We start from the raw sequence: 20,490 nt of genomic DNA, 5'->3' as shown, positions 1-20,490 counted from the left end.
CTCCTCCTTATAAAATAATTCTGCCTGTATAAATTCTCTGCCAGCCATCGTCCTTTTGGACAAGAACTGAAATCTCCTCTGCCCCCTGCTGCCATTTCTCCAAAAGATACAGCACAAATCCGCTGTCACTATGCCCTTTCTCTGTTTCCAGGCTAACCGGAAATGCCTCATACATATTTCCTTTCACTTCTATACAAATGCGGGAATCCGTTTCCAAGGCATTCCTATCAATCACGCCGCTCAGTTTCACATAGTTTCCCTGCTGCTCCGCTTTCAACTCTGACACTTCGCCTTCTCTTTCCGAAATATCTCCTTCCGGAAGCATCAGGGGCGCCGGCATCTGCGGAGGATTTTCCGCCATCTCCGGCAGAAAACGCTCTGCCCTTTCCACAATTACCGTATCTGCCCGGTGCTCTGAAAGCTCCTCCATCCGATAAGGAATCCCCCTTGAAAAATATGCGTTGGCATATTGATTTGCTAAAAACGGAAGCAGGGCATTTCCAAAAGAATCCCTGTACATCACCAAGCTTCCCTCTGCGGAAGGATTTACTGTAGTAATCCTGGAATCAAAGTTGCTCTCCACCTCGCCTACATAAGCAAACACATCATTATCATAATAAATTTCTTCCTCCGGCGTCAGTGCCAGGGGATAAAGCATTTTATCCAAATCCCCTGTAAAATCTTTCCTCGTCTCGCCGGGTGCTTCTACATATGGAAGATGTTCTCTGCCAAGAGCTGCAAGCAAAGTATCTGCTGCCAGCGCCGCCCCTTTATTATTCCAATGGGAATCCTTTTTATGGTAAAGCACTTCTTCCTGCTCCGCAAATACCTGGGAAAGCGCTGCATAATGAACTCCCTCTTTCTCAAGCCAGGGGACAATACGATCCATATTCTTTTCATCCGAAACTTTCAAACTGTCATAGTAGGGCATATGCTCTCCGTACAGGCTGTTCTTATTCGGTGCAATCGTAAATAAGAAATCCGCCCCCTGCCGCTCCGCATACTCCTGCATCATAGACAGAGAGTGCGCCACATTAAACAGCGCCCTGTCGCTCATCAGCCCCGCCCCCAGATAATCATTCAGGGAATCCTGATAATACAGCCAGCCGTCCGTTCCCTGAATCACACTTCCTGCTGCCGAAACACCAAAAATCTTTCCCTGCATCAGCGCATTCACCGTGACCAGTTCCTGCCGGAATCCGAAATGATCCTGAAACCACTCGCCTGCATCCGACAGGAAGTCCGGATTCCATCCATTTTCGTCTTTCAGCGCCGGGGCTTTTGCACGCGTCCGGTTCTCGGAAACCTCTTCCCGTTCCGGCACCGCCAGACCTGCCACCGGAAACAGGCAGATTGCAAAAAAGAGTACCGCATACAGAATATATTTCTTCTTCATTTTGCCGCCCTCCTAAAATCTGAAATAGATGAACGGGTTATACGTTCCGCCAGCCAGATTCAGCATACACAGCGCCAGCCCCGCCAGGCTGCACACATAGGCGAGCGTCTCATAACCCCTCCGCTTTTTCCATTTCCCGCATACAGGAAAAGATGCTGTACAGGCCGCTGCAAAAGTCACAAGATAAAGCGGGGTAAGCTGCTGAAGACAAAGACTCAAAGAACTGCTTCCTGCGGAAACTCCGATAAACATATTTTTCACCCACAAGAATCCCTGTCCTATCGTGTCTGCGCGGAAAAATACAAACCCGATGCACACTACCAGAAGTGTATAGACATGCATACATGCCTGTTTTACCCTGCCGCCTTTTTTTCGCAGCCACGGAATAAATTCTTCCAACATCAGGAAAAATCCGTGGTAAATCCCCCAAAACAGGAAGGTCACATTTGCTCCGTGCCAGATTCCGGTACATAAAAATACAAGAAACTTGTTGATGCAGGTGCGCGCCCTGCCTTTCCGGTTCCCTCCCAGCGGGATATACAGGTACTCCTGAAACCAGCTTGACAGAGAAATATGCCATCTGCGCCAGAATTCCCGGATACTGGAAGCGCCGTAGGGATAACGGAAATTTTCTTTAAAATGAAACCCAAACATCCATCCTAACCCTATTGCCATATCACTGTATCCGCTGAAATCAAAATAAATCTGGAACAGATACGACAGCGCGCCGACCCAGGCGGCGGCCATGCCGATGCTCCCCGCCTCTGCTCCAAACAGAGTATCCGCAGCCAGCGCCATCACGTTCGCAATCAACACTTTCTTTGAAAGCCCCGCGATAAAGCGGCGGATGCCCTTTGCCACACGTTCTGCTGTCTGCTTCCGCTTCCCAATTTCCAATTCCACATCATGATACTTGACAATCGGTCCCGCGATGAGCTGCGGAAAAAAAGATATGTAAAGCAGCACCTTCCCAAAATTCCTTTGCGGAGGGTTTACCCCCCGGTATACATCAATCACATACGACATTGCCTGGAATGTAAAAAAGGAAATCCCTATCGGCAGCCGTATCTGTGGCACCGGAACTGACGTCCCCGTAAGAGAATTCAAAGTTTCCGCCAAAAATCCTGTATATTTGAACACAAGCAAAAGCGCCAAATTCATACTAACCGCCATTCCCAAAAGAAGCTTCCGCTTCTTCCGGAAACGTGACACCCCCAGAGCCCACAAATAGTTCATAAATGCTGAACCAATCATCATAAACACATAAATCGGCTCGCCATACGCATAAAATGCCAAGCTGGCTAAGAGCAGCATCGCATTCTTTGCCCGGATTCCGGGCAGAAGCAGATGCCCAAGGAATACCACGGGCAAAAAAATGCACAAAAATACCAGTGAACTGAATACCATGCCTTACCTCCGCTATGCCCCAAGTATCTGCCACACGATTTCTTTGTCACCGTAGCGGAACGTAAACACAGTGAAATTTTTATAAGTCAAAATTCCGTCGTCTCCTGTCTGTCCCTCCCAGGTCATACAGCTCGCCATATATTCTGCCGAGGACGGTTCGCCAAGCAGAGCTTTCAGGGCCGCCGCATCCGTTCCCTGTACGCTGTACTGCTGCAGGTTCTTTGTCTGCTCAGCATTCTGCTTCCCGTCTTTCCCAAAAGCATACAGTTTCCCTTCAATCACATAGATACCTGTATATGCTTTGCCATTACCCGCAAAGTAGTATGTCTTTTTATACCAGCAGTCCGTTTGCATCTGGCCTTTTTTATTGAAATAATAAGTCTTTCCTTTCACTTTCTTCACTCCGGTATAAGCCGCGCCGTTTTTCCCAAAGTAATATTTCTGTGTCTTGCCTTTAGACTTTATACTTACCCACTTGTTCTTAACTTTCCTGCCCTTTTTGTAATAAAAATATTTCTTTTTCTCTTTTACCACGCCGCTCTTCTTCTCCGCCGCTGCCTGAACCCGCATAGCAGGAAGAACCGCCTCTCCCGGAGCCTGGAAGAAAAATCCCAGCGCCAGCACGGCAATGCCGATTCTAATTCGTTTCATAACCCTGTCCTTTCTTTATCTCCGCCCCCGGCGAAATCATGACTTCTTTTCCAATTGTTAAACAGTTTCACCCTGCGCTAAAACTTCACATTTATTGTCTTGCTCTTTTTAAAGGTTTTCTTCATGGTTTTAACATTCTTCATGAAATATTTCCCTGTACTTTTCGCTCCGAATTTATCCAGGTTCGTATCGCACACATACCATATTTTCCCGACTTTCACCTCACACCATGCATGAGGCTGCCACCGGGATACGTTAAAACCGTTCGTAGTCCCCGTGCAGATTCTTACCGGAAGCCCCGTAGCCTTCTTTGCCAGAAATGCATATACTGCTGCAAAATGATAACAGCTTCCTTTTTTATTTTTTATCATTTCCGCCGCATAAGCTTTCTCCCAGCCTTTTTTACCTGTAAAGCCCATGACACGGGCATAACCGTAAGTCTTTTCTACATATTGAAATAGCTTTTTCAGCTGCTTCTTCTGATTCTTCTCTTTCTTAACCACTTTCTTTACAAGCTTTTCCGCTGATTTCTCCAGGCTGCTCTTTGCCGCGTCAACTGTCACTGCCGGGGCTGCCGCTCCGCCTGCCGCCAGCATTCCTGCCAATGTGAAAACAGCCGCCCGCTTCCCTGTCCATCTTCTCATTTTCGATTCCCTCCTTCTTTACAGCGCTACTACTTATATCAGTTTACAAAATCTAATCAAGCCCATCACTCTATCTCATCTGTATTCCCTGCACTCTCCCCCAAAGTTATCCACTTTAAGTACGCATTCATAAACAAATCCAGGCTTCCATCTAAAACATTGTCCACATTCCCGGTCTCAGCGCCTGTCCGATGGTCTTTTACCATCGTGTAGGGCTGTAATACATAGGAACGTATCTGGCTGCCCCAGCCGATTTCTTTGATTTCTCCCCGGATGCCCGATACTTTCTCTGCATTCTCCTGCTGCTTCAGAAGATACAGCTTCGCTTTCAGCATCTGCATCGCCTTATCTTTGTTCTGAAACTGAGAGCGCTCATTTTGGCACTGCACCACGATATTCGTAGGGAGATGGGTGATTCGGATTGCCGACGAGGTCTTATTGATATGCTGTCCACCCGCACCGCTGGAACGGTAAGTATCAATACGCAAGTCCTCCTCACGGATTTCAATATCTAAATCCTCCTCAATATCCGGCATTACATCACACGACACAAAAGAAGTCTGACGTTTACCCGCCGCATTAAACGGCGAAATACGCACCAAACGGTGAACACCCTTCTCTGACTTCAGATAACCATAAGCATTTTCCCCATTCACCTGGAATGTCACGGACTTAATTCCCGCCTCATCACCATCCAGATAATCCAGCACTTCCACAGAATAGCCTTTCTTATCCGCCCAACGGCAGAACATTCGGTAAAGCATTCCAGCCCAGTCACAGGACTCCGTACCGCCCGCCCCTGCATGAAGGGTCAAGATAGCGCTATCCTTATCATACTCGCCGGAAAGCAGGGTCTTGATACGGATGTTATCATAAGTGCTGATAAAAGCCTCCAATGTCTCCTGAATTTCCGGAATTAAAGAGGTATCATTCTCCTCATTCGCCATTTCAATCAGTGTCTCAATCTCCTCATACTGCTCCTTCAGCGCCTGGAAAGTTTCAATGTCGCTTTTCAGGTCTTTCAGGGTTTTCATTGCCTCCTGAGACTCTTCCGGCTTATCCCAGAAATCAGGCTCTTCCATTTTTCTCTCTAATTCCTGAATCCGCTTCTCCTTGTTAGCCAAGTCAAAGTGAATCCCTCACTTCCACTAATGGTTTTTCATACGTGTTCAATGTATACTTGAACTGATCTAACTCAACCACCGCTTCACCTTCTTTCATTTTTTAATATCTACAAAGAGACCGTTTTTAATAACGGTCTCCTGTATGCACTTCCTATTTTTTCCTTCCGCAGCACTGTTTATACTTCTTGCCGCTTCCGCACGGACATGGATCATTTGGATAAACCTTCTGCTCTACACGCTTTTTGGGCGCTTTCTGCAGGGACTCATCCTTATTCGTTCCTGTTACTTTCGCTACTTCTTCTCTTTCAACCTTTTGCTCAATCCTTACATGGTACAGCAGACGCAAGGTATCTTCCTGGATAGCTGCCGACATAGCGTCAAACATCTCATACCCACTCATCTTAAACTCAACCAGAGGGTCTCTCTGACCATAAGCCTGGAGACCGATTCCCTGGCGGAGCTGATCCATATCGTCAATGTGATCCATCCACTTCCTGTCAATCACTTTCAGCAGCAGCACGCGCTCCAGCTCACGAATCTGCTCTGCCTCCGGGAATTCTGCTTCCTTAGATTCATACAGCTTCACCGCCTGTTCTTTCAGAGACTGCTTCAGTTCATTCTTCTTCATATTCTCCTGAACAGTAACCTTCATAGGAATAATCGGCGTCAGCAGGGACTCAAGCTCATGGATATCCCATTCCTCTGTACCCTGGTCATCTGAAATGCACATATCTACCGTATTATCTACAGTATCAGCAATCATTTTCAGAATCGAATCCCTCATATTTTCCCCGTCGAGCACACGCCGTCTTTCATTATAGATAATTTCACGCTGTTCATTATTTACCTGGTCGTATTCCAGCAGGTTTTTACGAATTCCATAGTTGTTGCTCTCTATCTTCTTCTGTGCATTCTCAATCGCTTTCGACAGCATTTTGTGCTCAATCTGCTCATTCTCCGCTACGCCCAGAGATTTAAAAATGCCCATCAGACGCTCAGAACCAAAGAGCCTCATCAAATCATCTTCCAGCGAAATGTAAAACCTGGATTCTCCCGGGTCTCCCTGACGTCCGGAACGTCCGCGGAGCTGATTGTCAATACGCCTGGACTCATGACGCTCTGTACCGATGATTTTCAGTCCGCCTGCTTCCCTGGATTCATCATCCAGCTTGATATCCGTACCACGTCCTGCCATATTGGTAGCAATCGTAACGGCCCCATGACGCCCTGCCTCGGCCACAATCTCTGCCTCCAGCTCATGGAATTTCGCGTTCAGCACTTTGTGGGGAATGCCCTCCCGTTTCAGCATGCCGCTCAGAAGCTCCGAAGTCTCAATGGTAATCGTACCTACCAGCACCGGCTGCCCCTTTTCATGAGCCTCTACAATAGATTCCACAACAGCCTGAAATTTTTCTTTTTTCGTCATATATACCGCATCATCCAAATCTTGGCGCACTACCGGTTTGTTCGTCGGAATTTCGATAACGTCCATTCCGTAAATATCACGGAACTCTTTTTCTTCTGTCAGAGCCGTACCGGTCATACCGGATTTCTTCGCGTATTTATTGAAGAAATTCTGGAACGTAATGGTTGCCAGCGTCTTACTCTCCCTCTTTACCTTCACATGCTCTTTCGCCTCAATCGCCTGATGAAGCCCGTCAGAGTAGCGTCTTCCCGGCATAATACGCCCGGTAAACTCATCAACAATCAATACCTGGTCCTCTTTTACTACATAATCCTGATCCCTGTGCATCAGATTATGGGCGCGCAGCGCCAGATTGACATTGTGCTGGATTTCCAGATTTTCAGGATCAGCCAGGTTCTCAATCTGGAAAAATTTCTCGACCTTCTTGATACCCTGCGCCGTCAGGTTCACCACCTTGTCCTTTTCATTTACGATAAAGTCCCCGGTCTCTGTGATTTCCTCTCCCATAATTGCCGACATTTTCGTTACTTCTCCGCTCGCCTCGCCTCGCTCCAGCTGTCTCGCAAGAATGTCGCAGACCTCATAAAGCTTCGTGGACTTCCCGCTCTGGCCTGAAATAATCAGCGGGGTCCTCGCCTCGTCAATTAAAATCGAGTCTATCTCATCGATGATCGCATAGTGCAGCTCCCTCTGCACAAGCTGCTCTTTGTAAATTACCATATTGTCACGCAGATAATCAAAACCAAGTTCATTATTCGTCACATAGGTGATATCACACGCATACTGCGCCCGGCGCTCGTCATTGTCCATCTCATTGAGCACGCATCCCACCGTTAGCCCCAGAAACTCATGGACTTTCCCCATCCACTCTGCATCACGGTGCGCCAGATAATCATTTACCGTAACGATATGGACGCCTTTCCCCGCCAGTGCGTTCAGGTACGCCGGCAGCGTGGATACCAGGGTCTTACCTTCTCCTGTCTTCATCTCTGCAATACGTCCCTGATGAAGGATGATACCGCCGATAAGCTGCACTCGGTAATGTTCCATATTCAGCACACGCCGTGCCGCTTCCCGCACCGTGGCAAATGCTTCCGGAAGGATATCATCAAGTGTAGCACCCTCCGCCAGCCTGTCCTTATATTCCCTTGTCTTATCCCGCAGTTCTTCATCTGATAAAGCCTGCATGGTTGAACGCAGCCCTTCGATTTTTTCCACAAGCGGCATAATCATCTTAACCTCACGTTCACTGTGCGTACCGAATATTTTTTGAATCAGATTCATTTTTTTTCTCCTATACTCTCATCTATTTCACGCAAACTACCTAGTATTCTACCACTTTCCCTCAGAATAAACAATAGCATTTTTATGAATAACCTATGAACGATTTGAGCTTTTACGGCATCTTCTGCACAGTTGCTCTCCATTCTTGCCCACGCCCTTGGGATTCTCCATTGACCATTTCATTACAAATTTACAGATAATTTATAGATTTCTTCTTGAAATTCATGTAAAATATGGTATAATAATTGTACGGCATGGCACCCATCAGGTGCCGCAAATTTACAAAAAAGGAGTTGGATATTATGCGTTTTACGATTAGCGGGAAAAATATTGATGTTACGGAAGGCTTAAAGAATGCGGTTACGGACAAGCTTGGAAAACTGGAAAGGTACTTTACCCCCGAAACAGAGATTCAAGTAACTCTGAGCGTTGAGAAAGAAAGACAGAAAATCGAAGTGACGATTCCTGTAAAAGGAAATATTATCCGTTCCGAACAGGTAAGCAATGATATGTATGTATCCATTGATTTAGTAGAGGAGGTTATCGAGCGGCAGCTTCGCAAATATAAGAATAAAATCATCGAGAAACACCAGGACGGAGGAAATTTTAAGAAGGAATTTATCGAAAAAGAAGTTCCGGATGAAGAAGATGTAAAAATCATCCGCACCAAACACTTCGGCATAAAACCAATGTTCCCGGAAGATGCCTGTATACAGATGGAGCTTTTAGGGCACAGTTTCTTTGTATTCACTAATGCAGAAACAGATGAAGTGAATGTAGTATACAAAAGAAAAGGAAATACTTACGGCCTGATTGAGCCAGAATTTTAACAGACTAAATCTCCCGGCAAAAGGAAGATTCTGAAGCTGAGTTTATTTTTGCATATCTTCTTCTGTAATAGAGTCAAAAACCCCGCTGCAAGCAACGGGGTATCAAACTTGAAGCGCCCCAAGGGGCGGGGTATTTGACCCTCGCGGCAGTCGCCAAATGCCTGCAAGCAGTCACTTGGCTCGTTGCTCGCGGGAATAAAAAGGCTGGTAAATACAGTTATTCATACTGCTTTTACCGGTCTTTTTAAATTTAACGCGGTTGCCGATAAGAGGGTGTCTTATTCCATTTCCCTTATCAGGTTCACCATTTCAACCGCCCCCACTGCACAGTCATACCCTTTATTCCCCGCCTTGGTTCCTGCACGTTCAATAGCCTGCTCAATATTCTCTGTCGTAAGAACTCCGAACATTACCGGAACGCCGCTCTCCAGTGAAACTGCCGCAATTCCTTTTGACACCTCGCTGCACACATAGTCGTAGTGGCTCGTGCTGCCGCGGATTACCGCACCCAGACAGATTACTGCATCATACTTCCCACTCTTCGCCATTTTTGAGGCGATAAGCGGGATTTCAAATGCTCCCGGAACCCACGCCACATGGATATCTTCTTCCCTCACATCATGCCGCAGCAAGCCGTCCATCGCGCCCCCCAGCAGTTTCGATGTGATAAACTCGTTAAACCGGGCGGCAACGATTCCGACCCTGATCCCTTTTGATACCAGATTTCCTTCAAATGTTTTCATATAAAATTCCTCCTGTTCTTAAAAATTCAAAATATGCCCCATGCGCTCCTGTTTTGTCTTGAGATAGCGAATGTCATGTTTTGTCGCTTCCATCTGGATAGGAACCCTTTTCGCAATTTCTATCCCGAATTCTGAAAGCTGATAAACTTTATCCGGATTATTTGTCAAAAGCCTCATGCTTTTCACACCCAAATCCCGCAAAATCTGCGCTCCGACATAATACTCTCTCTGGTCTCCTGCAAACCCCAGCGCCAGATTTGCCTCCAGGGTGTCCATCCCCTGCTCCTGGAGCTCGTAAGCCCGCAGCTTGTTAATCAGCCCGATGCCCCGTCCTTCCTGGCGCATATAAAGCAGGACTCCCCGCCCTTCTTCTTCTATCTGCGTCATTGCGGCAGCAAACTGCTGCCCGCAGTCACAGCGCAGCGAACCAAAAGTGTCTCCGGTCAGGCATTCCGAGTGGACCCGGCACAGCACATCCGTGCCGTTACCAATCTCCCCCTTCACCAGCGCCACATGATGCTCACCATTAAGGCGGTTTACATACCCATATGCCCTGAAACTTCCATACTTTGTAGGCAGATCCGTAACCGTCACCCTATCAACCAGCTGCTCATTGCATTTCCGGTAATTCTGTAAAGCCTCAATCGTAATGAATCTGATATTCCACCGCTTCGCCAGTTCCATCAACTCAGGCGTGCGCATCATCGTCCCATCCTCCCTCATGATTTCGCAGCACAGACCGCACTCTTTCAGTCCTGCCAGACGGCACAGATCCACTGTCGCCTCCGTATGCCCATCCCGCTCCAGTACGCCGTTTTTCTTTGCCAGCAATGGAAACATATGCCCCGGCCTGCGGAAATCCTCTGGTTTCACCCCTTCCTCCACACACTTCATCGCCGTGACGGAACGCTCGGCTGCTGAGATTCCCGTGGACGTTCCCACATAGTCAATCGACACGGTAAACGCCGTCTCATGATTATCTGTGTTCTGCCGTACCATCTGAGGAATCTGCAGCCTTCGCACATACTCCTCAGACATAGGCATACAGATTAACCCCTTTCCGTGGGTTGCCATAAAATTAATATTCTCCGTAGTGGCAAATTCTGCTGCGCAGATGAAATCCCCTTCATTTTCCCTCTCTGCATTATCCGTCACCAAAATAATCCTGCCTTTTCTCAGTTCTTCAAGTGCATCTTCTATTGTGTCAAATGAAACCATATTCTCTCCTCCTAAAATCCATACTTCGCTAAAAATTCTTCTGTTATACCGCCTTGCCGCATCTCTTCTGCCGGGCGCAGCAGTTTTTCCACATATTTTCCGATAATATCTGTCTCCAGATTCACTTTATCGCCCACTTGGCGCTCTCCCAGGATTGTCATCCGCGCTGTATGTGGAATAACGGAAACAGAAAATGAATGTCCCGATATTCTCGCCACCGTCAGGCTGATACCATCCACTGTAACAGAGCCCTTTTCTACAATATATCGCAAAATAGAAGGCGGCGCCTGCACCGTATACCAGACTGCCGTATCATCACACTGAATCTGCGTAATCACCCCCACGCCGTCTACATGCCCTGAAACAATATGTCCGCCAAATCTCCCGTCTGCCGCCATCGCACGCTCCAGATTCACATGGATGCCCGGCCTTAATCCTGACAGCGAAGAACGATTTATCGTCTCATGCATCACATCTGCTATAAAAGTATGGGGAAAATACGCCGTCACCGTCAGGCAGATTCCGTTTACCGCTATGCTATCCCCCGCCTTCAAACCTTCCAGAACCTTCTTTGCTCTTATTTTCAATATAGCTGAATACGCCCCTTTTTTCACGCTTTCTACCGTTCCGATTTCCTCAATGAGCCCTGTAAACATCTTGCCTCACCTCACTTTCAACCAAAAAATCCTCCCCCAGACGTGTTATCACGCTGTCTTTCAGAAATACTGCAGCGTCCGGTGAATGAAATCCCCTGCCTTCCACCGGGGTTTTCGCTTCCCTGCCCCCGAATAGCTTTGGGGCAATATATGCCTGTATTTTCTGAACAATCCCACTCTCCAGCGCCGCCCAATTCAGCGTTCCTCCCCCTTCCAAAAGAATACTGTCAATACCGTACCGTCCCAGCTCTTTCATCAACTCTTTCAAATCTACGCATCCCGATTTCTCCGGAACCGCAAGTACGGTACAGCCTGCTTGCTGATAAACTGCATGCCGCTCTTTGTCCGCATTGCAGGTAGCCAAAATTGTCGGCGTTTCCTTAGCCGTTTTAACCACCTGCGCGGTAAGCGGCGTCCTGAGTCTGGAATCACAGATAATGCGTATTGGATTTTTCCCGCCCTCTATACGGCAGGTCAGCAGCGGATCGTCCGCCAACACGGTACCCACCCCAGCCATGATGCCGCTGTACCGATGACGCTGTGTCATTACATGCCTCCTTGCTTCTTCTCCCGTAATCCACTTTGAAGCTCCTGTATATGCTGCTATTTTCCCGTCCAGCGTCATAGCATACTTCATAACTACAAACGGCTCCCTTGTCTGTATGTAATGGAAAAACACCTGATTCAGCCTGTCACATTCTTCCCGCAGTACATGTTCCGTTATGCACACTCCATGTTCCCTCAGCGTCCGGATTCCTTTTCCGGCTACCAGCGGATTCGGGTCGTCAGAACCTGTCACAACCCTCCGAATCCCCGCTTCCAGAACTGCATCCACACAGGGGGGCTGCTTTCCATGATGGCAGCATGGCTCCAGGGTTACATACATCGTCCCTCCCTGCGGCGGTTCCGTGCAGGAACGCAGCGCATTCCGCTCCGCATGGAACCCTCCATACGTTTCATGCCAGCCCTGCCCGATCACCCGTCCATCTTTGACAATGACCGCCCCCACCATAGGATTCGGCGCCGTCCATCCGGCTCCTCTCTCAGCCAGCTCCAACGCCAGCCTCATATACTCCAAATCATTCATTTCCCTACCTCCAAAGAAAACAAAAAGCCCTGAATAAAATATCCAGAGCCAAAGCAGACAGAAATGCGGTTTTATATTTAAAAAGAAAAACTCTGGAACAAATATATTCCAGAGCAATCGCACATATACAGGATTCCATCATCCTGCATCTGTCTGTCATCTTCTTTCATCCAGACTATACTGTCGGCTTCGGAGTCTCACCGAATCATGCCTTGCGGCTCGTGGGCTGTACCACCGGTAGGGAATTCTTGCCTGCGGGACTGCGAACGCCCCGCAGGAGTCACCCTGCCCTGAAGACTTTATTCACTTAAATATTAGTATACACATGATGAATGCCTCTGTCAAGCCACGAAACCAAAGAGAACCATTATTGCTCTTCCAGAATATCCGGCAATTTTCCTTTCAAAAAATAGAGATTCCCCGACGGTATTTCCCCACTTTTGAGAACAATCTCAATATTTACTTCTTCAACGCTCATCCAGCCACTATACAAAGGAAGATATTCCATGCAGTCCAATACGTTCTGAATTTCCTCTGCATCATTCACTGTAGTTGTAGTAGTCTCTCCTTCTCCCTCGCTTCTGTAATCCGTCAGAACGATTCTCTCCACGTCTTTTTCCGTCAGCCGGTGCTCTAAATCAATACCTGCCTTCTCACGCAGAAAAGCGATTGTCTGCTGAAAACTGCTGCAGATGGGATATCCCTCTTCCCTGAAACTGGTAGTCGAAAATCCATATCTTCCTCTTTCCTCCTCAATGACAACGGAAAATCCTATCGTTCCAATCACATGGTTCTGGTAATCCTCATAGCTGATATGGCGCAGTTCCTCTCGATAAATATCCAAGAATTCCTGACACTCTTTTTCACTAAGCTTTAATTCAACATTTCCAAACAGGCTGCTGATATTGATATCTCCTTCCAAATTCGCATCCCGCCAGAAAACCGGATAAATCTTTTCTGCAAACTCAGGAGTTTCAAACAGGGCTTTTATCGTTTCCTGAATATCCTTCTCCGCTACAATATAATTCCGCCGCTCACGTTTTCCATTTCTCAGCTTATACTCCACTGAAATGCTGCGGCATTCTCCGGTGTTTTCCTCTCTCGCGCCTTTTCTCGCCAACTCATAAACGGGGGCAAAATTGTCCAAAAGCGTACTGTCCAGCGCCGCATTGACCGAATATAAATCATATCCTTCTACAAACGGCCTGTAATAGAAGTTCCCATTCAGCCGTTCGTCATAGAAAGCCATCTGCGCCACATCTTCCCTCGCCGGAAGATACGTATCATACCCCATAATATCATATCTGAAAACCAGAGCTGCTCCCAGGGAAAGCGCTACCGAGAGCATCAGGGAAACTTTATTCTTAAATAGCTCCCTCATATTCAGATGGTAGATAAATTCAATCACTGATGACAGAATCACTGACGCGCACACAGTGCCGAAGAAAAACCAATGCATTCCTCCGTCAACTCCTATCATCCGTGAAGCCAAGCCTGCCACCAGCGACATAGGCACTGCAAGCAAAACTTTTATCACGCCTTCACTTTTTGGAAACGCCATAGAGTGATCTGCCGCCTCTGTCTTCCGCACACAGTAAAGCCATAGGGCAATCCCCGTCATAAGCGCTATCCAAAAAATCTGGATTCCCACGCCGATCACCAGCCATTTCTCTTTCGCTTTCATCAATTCTTCTATATAATAGCCCGAAAACGAAGGCGAAAACAGCATAGAGATTTTCTCTGCTGCCGTGTTAGATATATAGGTCTTAAAAAATACGCTTTTCATACCGGCCCACACAAGCAGTACCGCTGGAATATACACTGTAAATACTGCTGTTCCCAGGATAGCCGTCAGCGTTTTCCCCGTCATAACCGTCGCCAGGATAGCCGTCCCATAACCGGCCAGATATTCCAGAATCCGGAAACTTGTCATCCTCACTGCCATAAGAACCACGCCTCCCGTAAGCAGCCCATTTACGGCGCCAACCAGCAGGCACAGCAGCATGCTCACAATAAACGGAACTACAAAAATAATGACTCCAGACACATACTGTACAAAAAAATACTTTTTTCTGGATATCGGAAGGCTATGGAAAAAGTCCACTTTCACCTTAGAATGAAGATAACTGTATCCGCTGATTCCCGCCAGCACAGCAGCGCCAAACGCCAGCACCCCGCCAACGCCGTTTCCCATCCTGACAGCATCCATATAATATTCCTGTACATAAGAAAACTCTGTATATCCGTCGCGGACGCTGTCCATCATTCCGTCAATACTCAGCAGCAGAACAATCGGAAGCAGAATAAAGCATGCCAGAGAGACCAATGCAATCAGCCAGCTTCTGCGTTTAAAATCTTCTTTTAACAGTCTACAAAATGAGATTTTTGATGTCATAACCCGCCACCTCCGTTTCACTGATAAATATTTCTTCCAAAGTCAGCGGAAGTACCTCTGAGAAAATCGGATGCTTATCTTCAATGCTCATCAGAATTTCCTGTTTCGTCCCCCGCGCTACAACAGTAAGCAGAGAACCTCTCTTATCATGCTGCAGCACATGAAGCTCCGTTAAAAGTTCTTCTTCTTTCACCGGGTCCTGAATAACGCACTGTACCTTATGGATATGGAACTTCATATCTTCCAAATCCTTCGATAAAAGAATGCCTCCCTTATACAACAGCCCCACATGGTCGCAGATATCCTCCAGCTCCCGTAAACTGTGGGATGCGATAACAGGCGTAAACTGACGATTCATCAACTCCATCGCAAAAATACTTTTCACCGCCTGGCGCATGACCGGGTCAAGCCCGTCAAACGTCTCGTCACAGAGCAGATATTTTGTCCCTGTACAGATTCCCAGCAGCACAGATACCTGCTTTTTCATCCCTTTAGAAAAACTGTTGATTTTACGGTTCCTGTCCAACCCAAACTTTTCTACCAATTCTTCAAAACGCTCGCTGTTGAAATTCGGATACACAATCTCATAATAATTCTGCATCGTCCGAATCGTGGCATTCGGGAAAAAATACGCTGTATCTGAGAGAAAACACACCTTTTCCTTGGCATGTGGATTCTCATATACATCTTCTCCGTCAATCAAAGCCGTCCCAGTGTCAGCTTTCAGCACGCCGCACAAAATCCGCAGCAAAGTACTCTTCCCGGCTCCGTTTGTCCCTACCAGCCCGAATATGCTCCCCTCCTGTATTGTCGCAATAATATTATCCAGAGCCTTCAGACTGCCGAAGGACTTATTCACGCCGTTAATTTCTATCATAACTGCCCTCCTTAAAATATTCCTCCGCTTTCTGCAGGAAAATTTCCCTCTTCACGTCCAACTCCTTCCCTTTCTTTACCAATCCCTCCAGAGAAACAAAAAAGGCTTCCTGTTTCTTCACTTTCAGTTCACTGTTTCCCGAAACAAAATTCCCCCTGCCCTTTACAGGGTAAATATATCCCTCCTGCTCCAGGACAGAATACGCTTTCTGAATCGTATTCGGATTGATTGATAAATCCACGGCAAGAGAACGGACGGACGGCATCTGGCTGTCTGGCTCTATCGCGCCTGTGATAATTAAGGTCTGGAAGCGTTCCACAATCTGTTCGTATATCGGCTTCCTGTTCTGATAATCAATCACTATCATAATTCCTCCAATTCCTGCCATTTTCGTGTATCTAGTGTACTATGCTTCCTAGTACACTATGGTTATAACATAGAGAGCAGAGCAGGGCAAGGACATTAATGAATACTTAAGGAAGTTAACGGTTTTATGCGGTTTTTCAGGCTTTTTTGTTGCTAATGTGTTGCTAACCGTTCACATTTATCAGGCTGTTTTATGGCTCGTCCCGGGTTCGAGTTACAATTTCTGTCCAGCATTCAAACCTTGAATTATTTCTTTACAATTAGCAGCTATTTATTCTCACCCATATTTTCTTCCCCAAAAACCCAAATATCCGACATATTAAAAACCACAGCATTATTGTTTTCAGAGTATATCCCCGAAAGATAGATATTTCCAACTTTAAATTCTGGTTAAGGAGAATCCTGTCGAAAACAGAAAGATTTTCACAAGAAAGATATTTTTGAATATACTAAAGAAAGGAAGCCAGACATGCAATTTTATAGCTGTTATATATAAGACAAAGGCGAAAAGCTGATTTTACTCAAGCCCTTCGCCTATCATTATCATAGAAGATCCTATTTACAGACTTTTCTTCATAATCTCAAATAAACCTAGTAAAATGAGATTGCCAACAAGTCCAAAGTTACACACACTCCCTTTTTGTTATCTGCAGGATACTTATATGCCAAGCCGTCACGGATTCAACTCCGCAATACGGGTCACTCCCACATAAATCTCCTGAATTTTATACCAGGTACGATAATCTACCACACCTGTCTCCGGAAGCCCAAACACTTCCTGGAATACCCGAACGGCGTTCTGCGTACGCTCACCATAGATTCCGTCAACAGCTATCTTCGGTATCCGGGGATAATTGTTAGAAATAGCATTAAGCTGATCTTGAATCTGCTCTACTTTATCTCCCCTAGTTCCGATATCCAATAGCTCGCCCGGCCAGGAAAGCGGAATTCCTGCAATCTCCTCTGCCGTATTAATATACATACTGCTGCCGTAATAATAGCGCAGAATCTCAATTGCTGAATATCCCTGGTCTCCCAGAGACTTTGACCCCCACTGACTCAACCTGATTGTAATAACGTGCAATATTGTACCTAGCAAAAAACCGATATATATTGCACTAAAAAGTCGTATCTGTGCAAATCCTCTTTCAACTCTTTTAATAACTTACCTAATTTCTTCTTTGTATCCTCTTTATATTTTTTTATTCTGCTTATAAAACTGGAGAAATGCAGCTTTTCGCCGCACTTCTCCAGTTTTTAGAAAAATTCTCTATTTAGATTAGGGAGATTCTAACTCGCATTCATCAATAACAAAAGGCATTTCTTCCGTCAATTTTCCTTTTACTCTAATGAATTCGTTCACCTCGGGCAATTCCTTAATATTTTCTTTAAATCTTCCTGCTACCATTGATTCAGGATTTACATCCCCTTCTGCCCGCATCAATAGAAATGTCTGTGGATTCGGGAAGGAGCCATAATACCCGCTTATTATAATTTCCTGCCCTACTTCCAACCCGTGCTTTTTATAATGCTTGCTGAAAATTTCTTTGCGTTTGTTTCCTATTTCTTCCTGATTTTCTTCTCTTTCATCATCTGTCACATCTTTAAATTCATTGACGCATTCATTCGTTATATCCTCCATAATTTGACTAAATTCTTCTATACTATATTCCGTTTTTGCTTTTTCTCCACAGCTGCCTAGTATTACCAAACACATTAAACTCATTATTAAACATGTAATTTTCTTTTTCATAACGCACTCTCCTCGTAATATTTTTATCATGATATCACATATTCCGACATTTTGCAATTATTAAGTAATTATTGTTCTTACATGAGCGTATTGTTGTTGCTAACCATTAATATTTATCCGGCTATTTTGTGGCCTGTTGGGGGCTATCATACCGCCCGAACCCGGTACTTCCCTTTCACCACAACAGGCAGCCAGCTTTTAGCTTGAATCCTGCTGCTTCTAGCCTAGTTGTGATAGTATATTTTCTTCACTGAAATAATTTACCGAAAAAGAGCGGTATCGCTGCCGCCCCCTTGTCATGGGAGATTTTCGAAAGGAAAGAGCGGTGGCAAGCCCGCCCTTGATTCACTCTAATCTTCCAAGTATTGCTGAATGTGCTCCAGTACCCTGTCTATTTTTTTATTCTTTTTTTCTGTTTCTTCGCTCTCTTTTGCTTCTGTCAAGTCATCTTTAATAAAATTCATAAGTAGTTTCAATTCCTTTTCACTAATTGCCATGTCTAACATCCTCTACCTCGCTTTCTGTATTTCAGATTTACTTGCCTCATCTGATGATACTATTATATCATAATTGGTTACCAATATCAAGCGTTTATTTTCTTTTCTATAATTATTTTGCCCCCTTCAAAAGAAACTAAGACGCTTTTATCATCAGGGGTTACTCCCATCTCCTTTACCATTTCCGCTGGAAGGCTTATTTTATAATTAACTGAATTCTTTCCCGCCGTTCCTCCTGCTTTCGCTATGATTATATTTCTTTCTATCATCTGTATACCTCCTCTTCATTGGTTACCTATCTATATCATAAAGTAATTGGTTGTAGGATTCAAGGAAAATATTTTTAAAAATTTGCAAAATCCGCTTGACTATTGGTTACCAATAATGTATACTAATATCATCAAAGGAAAACAAACAACCTAGTTGCCAGGGTTGGAATAAAAAATATCAAAGGAACGGAGGATATGGAAAATGCAGATACTAAGAGGGACAAAAAGACAAATCACATTGATGGAGTGGAATGAACAACTCGAAAAAGCAAAGAAGCGTCTTGAGAATAGCAAAGAGTGCTATCGGCGTTTCGGCGATGGTGATAGTAAACAATGGATTGCGGAGGATGAACAGAAGGTTGCTGAAATCGAGCAGAAAATAGAAAAGGTCATTGCTTACATGGACGCACACAACATTCAGTAACCACACCACCCACCCGGTGGGGATGCGCCGGGAGAAAGAAGGGAAGATATGACAATAATTTATGATGTAATCGCAAAAAGACATGAAAATTGTACCAGACCAGACGTTGTCCTTTTTTATGATGAAAATAAGGAAACAGCAATAAAATTTATGGGAGATTATGACAAGAAAAACGGATTTACACTTTATGAAAAGGACGGGCGTTTTACCATAGCTGATATAATCTTACGCGAGAGATATTCAACTGGCGAAGAAATAAGCCAGAAATCCTATATTGAAATTTATGACGAATGTGGCAGGAGAAGAAAAGAACAGGCGGCAGGGTAACACCTACCGCCCCTTTTTCATTTATACCGCTTTTACCCGCTGCTGCCCTTTCACCACGACAGGAAGCCAGCCTGATTTAATCTGAATCCAGATACTCCCATTCCAGGCGGTAGTGGCTTTCTTAACCTTCACCACATTGCCCTTTTTCAGTTTGGCTTTATTCCCGGACAGGCGGAGGCACTTTTTCTTTGCCGATGCGGAAAGCTGCGTATACTTTACGTACCCCGCCTGCTGGAACTTGGTGGAAACGCTGTCCCGGATTGCGATATCCTGTGTCAGCTTTACTTTCATCCCAGCTTTCAGCTCCAGTTTCTGTCCGGTATTGAAGTATTCTTCCGCCCTCTGTTTAAACGCTGTCCACGTCCAGCTTGTCTTATACCCGTTGTTATGCACGTATGGAGCCGGACAGGTCTTATTTACGATATCGTAATGGCGCAGTACATTTGTGGATGGGACGCCCAGTTCATGCCGGAGCTTCGCCACCAGCCACGCACACGCCTCTTGTGTCTCTTTCGTAAAGTACCATCTCTTATCCTCCGCGCTGGCCGCGTTCCCGTCGCACTTGCAGCACATTTCAATGCTGATAGTGTTGCTGTTCCGGGCTTCCGGGTGCTTTTGGGTGTAATATCCTGCCGTGCCTACCGCCCAGGGCACGGCATCCAGGCTGCACCTCTGGTAGATAGTCCCGTCCCAGTAAATGTAGTAATGCGCCCCGCATCCGTCTGATGCCAGGTCATGCGCCTGCCCAACTACACCCAGATAGTGGACAGCAATATATCTTTTCTGGTTGCCCCAGCAAGGGACGCTCCTGGAGCTGATGGCATTAATGATTTTATGTGTCATATGGTTCTCCTTTCCTGCTGCATTTTTGCAGCACTAAAAACACCGCCCATTTCTGAGCAGTGTTAGTTTATCGGAAACTTACAATTTCTCCCACTTTCCCCTTGACTACCACGTTATAACGTGGTATAATTTAAACATAGAAAGGAGGTGACAGGAAATGGAGAATAAAATAAACGAGCTGAAAAAAGTGGTTAGTGCACTCATCCAGCTCGCTCTCGAAATTGGAACTCTCTTAGCCGTAATCAAAATGATTATCGAAAGTCTCCAATAAGA

Annotated in this window: 20 protein-coding genes, 1 pseudogene and 1 riboswitch; of the genes and pseudogenes, 3 read left to right on the top strand and 18 right to left on the bottom strand. The window is 45.8% G+C overall.

Features of this window, described 5'->3' with window-relative positions; genetic code table 11:
- Window positions 1-7 precede the first annotated feature (7 nt).
- The 6 genes from NFR99_RS03285 to secA all read right to left on the bottom strand — a co-directional run bounded on the left by NFR99_RS03285 (window position 8) and on the right by secA (window position 7,932).
- Window positions 8-1,396, bottom strand: coding sequence for an alginate O-acetyltransferase AlgX-related protein (locus NFR99_RS03285; protein WP_120483319.1), 1,389 nt, complete (start codon window positions 1,394-1,396; stop codon window positions 8-10).
- 12 nt (window positions 1,397-1,408) lie between these two features.
- Entirely contained in the window at window positions 1,409-2,803 is a 1,395-nt protein-coding gene (locus NFR99_RS03280; RefSeq protein ID WP_120483321.1) for an MBOAT family O-acyltransferase, read from the bottom strand.
- Window positions 2,804-2,815: 12 nt separating this feature from the next.
- Window positions 2,816-3,454, bottom strand: coding sequence for a hypothetical protein (locus tag NFR99_RS03275; protein WP_120483323.1), 639 nt, complete (start codon window positions 3,452-3,454; stop codon window positions 2,816-2,818).
- 77 nt (window positions 3,455-3,531) lie between these two features.
- Entirely contained in the window at window positions 3,532-4,098 is a 567-nt protein-coding gene (locus tag NFR99_RS03270) for a transglutaminase-like domain-containing protein (RefSeq protein WP_135976129.1), read from the bottom strand.
- A gap of 65 nt (window positions 4,099-4,163) precedes the next feature.
- A protein-coding gene (gene prfB / locus NFR99_RS03265) for a peptide chain release factor 2 (protein WP_416388083.1) occupies window positions 4,164-5,301 on the bottom strand; the annotation gives its coding sequence in 2 pieces (ribosomal slippage) (window positions 4,164-5,237 and window positions 5,239-5,301; 1,137 coding nt in all).
- Between the two features lie 72 nt (window positions 5,302-5,373).
- Window positions 5,374-7,932 (bottom strand): preprotein translocase subunit SecA, encoded by a 2,559-nt coding sequence (gene secA / locus NFR99_RS03260; RefSeq protein ID WP_120483327.1) that lies wholly within the window; start codon window positions 7,930-7,932, stop codon window positions 5,374-5,376.
- Window positions 7,933-8,234: 302 nt separating this feature from the next.
- Here secA and hpf point away from each other — a divergent pair, with 302 nt between their 5' ends.
- A complete protein-coding gene (gene hpf, locus NFR99_RS03255) occupies window positions 8,235-8,762 on the top strand; it encodes a ribosome hibernation-promoting factor, HPF/YfiA family (RefSeq protein WP_120483328.1) in 528 nt (175 codons plus the stop codon).
- A gap of 278 nt (window positions 8,763-9,040) precedes the next feature.
- On the opposite strand, the gene ribH is transcribed toward hpf, so the two are convergent.
- The 11 genes and pseudogenes from ribH to NFR99_RS03200 form a co-directional block, all read right to left on the bottom strand.
- Window positions 9,041-9,505 carry a 6,7-dimethyl-8-ribityllumazine synthase gene (ribH, locus tag NFR99_RS03250; RefSeq protein ID WP_251352718.1) on the bottom strand — a complete coding sequence of 155 codons (465 nt, stop codon included), beginning with the start codon at window positions 9,503-9,505 and terminating at the stop codon, window positions 9,041-9,043.
- 18 nt (window positions 9,506-9,523) lie between these two features.
- A complete protein-coding gene (locus tag NFR99_RS03245) occupies window positions 9,524-10,723 on the bottom strand; it encodes a bifunctional 3,4-dihydroxy-2-butanone-4-phosphate synthase/GTP cyclohydrolase II (protein WP_120483332.1) in 1,200 nt (399 codons plus the stop codon).
- Between the two features lie 11 nt (window positions 10,724-10,734).
- Window positions 10,735-11,379: a riboflavin synthase gene (locus NFR99_RS03240; RefSeq protein ID WP_120483334.1), complete on the bottom strand. Its 645-nt coding sequence runs from the start codon at window positions 11,377-11,379 to the stop codon at window positions 10,735-10,737.
- A complete protein-coding gene (gene ribD / locus NFR99_RS03235; RefSeq protein WP_120483336.1) occupies window positions 11,360-12,466 on the bottom strand; it encodes a bifunctional diaminohydroxyphosphoribosylaminopyrimidine deaminase/5-amino-6-(5-phosphoribosylamino)uracil reductase RibD in 1,107 nt (368 codons plus the stop codon). Before ribD ends, NFR99_RS03240 begins: the two co-directional genes overlap by 20 nt.
- Window positions 12,467-12,620: 154 nt before the next feature.
- A riboswitch (FMN riboswitch) is annotated at window positions 12,621-12,768 on the bottom strand.
- Between the two features lie 65 nt (window positions 12,769-12,833).
- Entirely contained in the window at window positions 12,834-14,861 is a 2,028-nt protein-coding gene (locus tag NFR99_RS03230; RefSeq protein ID WP_135976128.1) for a DUF6449 domain-containing protein, read from the bottom strand.
- The gene (locus NFR99_RS03225) at window positions 14,836-15,738 is read right to left on the bottom strand and encodes an ABC transporter ATP-binding protein (protein WP_135976127.1); all 903 of its coding nucleotides are present in this window, start codon (window positions 15,736-15,738) and stop codon (window positions 14,836-14,838) included. The genes NFR99_RS03230 and NFR99_RS03225 overlap by 26 nt, the downstream gene beginning before the upstream one ends.
- Window positions 15,725-16,105 (bottom strand): GntR family transcriptional regulator, encoded by a 381-nt coding sequence (locus tag NFR99_RS03220; RefSeq protein ID WP_120483367.1) that lies wholly within the window; start codon window positions 16,103-16,105, stop codon window positions 15,725-15,727. The genes NFR99_RS03225 and NFR99_RS03220 overlap by 14 nt, the downstream gene beginning before the upstream one ends.
- Before the next feature lie 672 nt (window positions 16,106-16,777).
- Window positions 16,778-17,167 (bottom strand): annotated as a pseudogene (locus NFR99_RS03215) (peptidoglycan-binding domain-containing protein); the annotation flags it as partial.
- 216 nt (window positions 17,168-17,383) lie between these two features.
- Complete coding sequence (locus NFR99_RS03210) at window positions 17,384-17,857, bottom strand: hypothetical protein (protein WP_135976125.1); 474 nt, start codon at window positions 17,855-17,857, stop codon at window positions 17,384-17,386.
- A 350-nt stretch (window positions 17,858-18,207) separates the two neighbouring features.
- On the bottom strand, window positions 18,208-18,354 hold the full coding sequence (locus NFR99_RS03205) for a hypothetical protein (protein ID WP_251352716.1): 147 nt from the start codon (window positions 18,352-18,354) through the stop codon (window positions 18,208-18,210).
- Window positions 18,355-18,440: 86 nt separating this feature from the next.
- Window positions 18,441-18,623, bottom strand: a complete 183-nt coding sequence (locus NFR99_RS03200; RefSeq protein WP_251352713.1) for an AbrB/MazE/SpoVT family DNA-binding domain-containing protein — start codon at window positions 18,621-18,623, stop codon at window positions 18,441-18,443.
- A gap of 202 nt (window positions 18,624-18,825) precedes the next feature.
- Between NFR99_RS03200 and NFR99_RS03195 the strand changes: the two genes are divergently transcribed.
- Window positions 18,826-19,047: a hypothetical protein gene (locus NFR99_RS03195; protein WP_251352711.1), complete on the top strand. Its 222-nt coding sequence runs from the start codon at window positions 18,826-18,828 to the stop codon at window positions 19,045-19,047.
- 48 nt (window positions 19,048-19,095) lie between these two features.
- Window positions 19,096-19,374, top strand: coding sequence for a hypothetical protein (locus NFR99_RS03190; protein WP_120484131.1), 279 nt, complete (start codon window positions 19,096-19,098; stop codon window positions 19,372-19,374).
- A gap of 21 nt (window positions 19,375-19,395) precedes the next feature.
- On the opposite strand, the gene NFR99_RS03185 is transcribed toward NFR99_RS03190, so the two are convergent.
- Entirely contained in the window at window positions 19,396-20,217 is an 822-nt protein-coding gene (locus NFR99_RS03185; protein WP_251352709.1) for a peptidoglycan recognition protein family protein, read from the bottom strand.
- Window positions 20,218-20,490 lie beyond the last annotated feature (273 nt).

This window comes from Hominisplanchenecus murintestinalis (assembly GCF_943193015.1).
Classification (GTDB): Bacteria; Bacillota; Clostridia; order Lachnospirales; family Lachnospiraceae; genus Hominisplanchenecus_A; species Hominisplanchenecus_A murintestinalis.
Note: the sequence above shows the minus strand (reverse complement) of the source record. Positions and strands in the feature narration are given on the sequence as shown.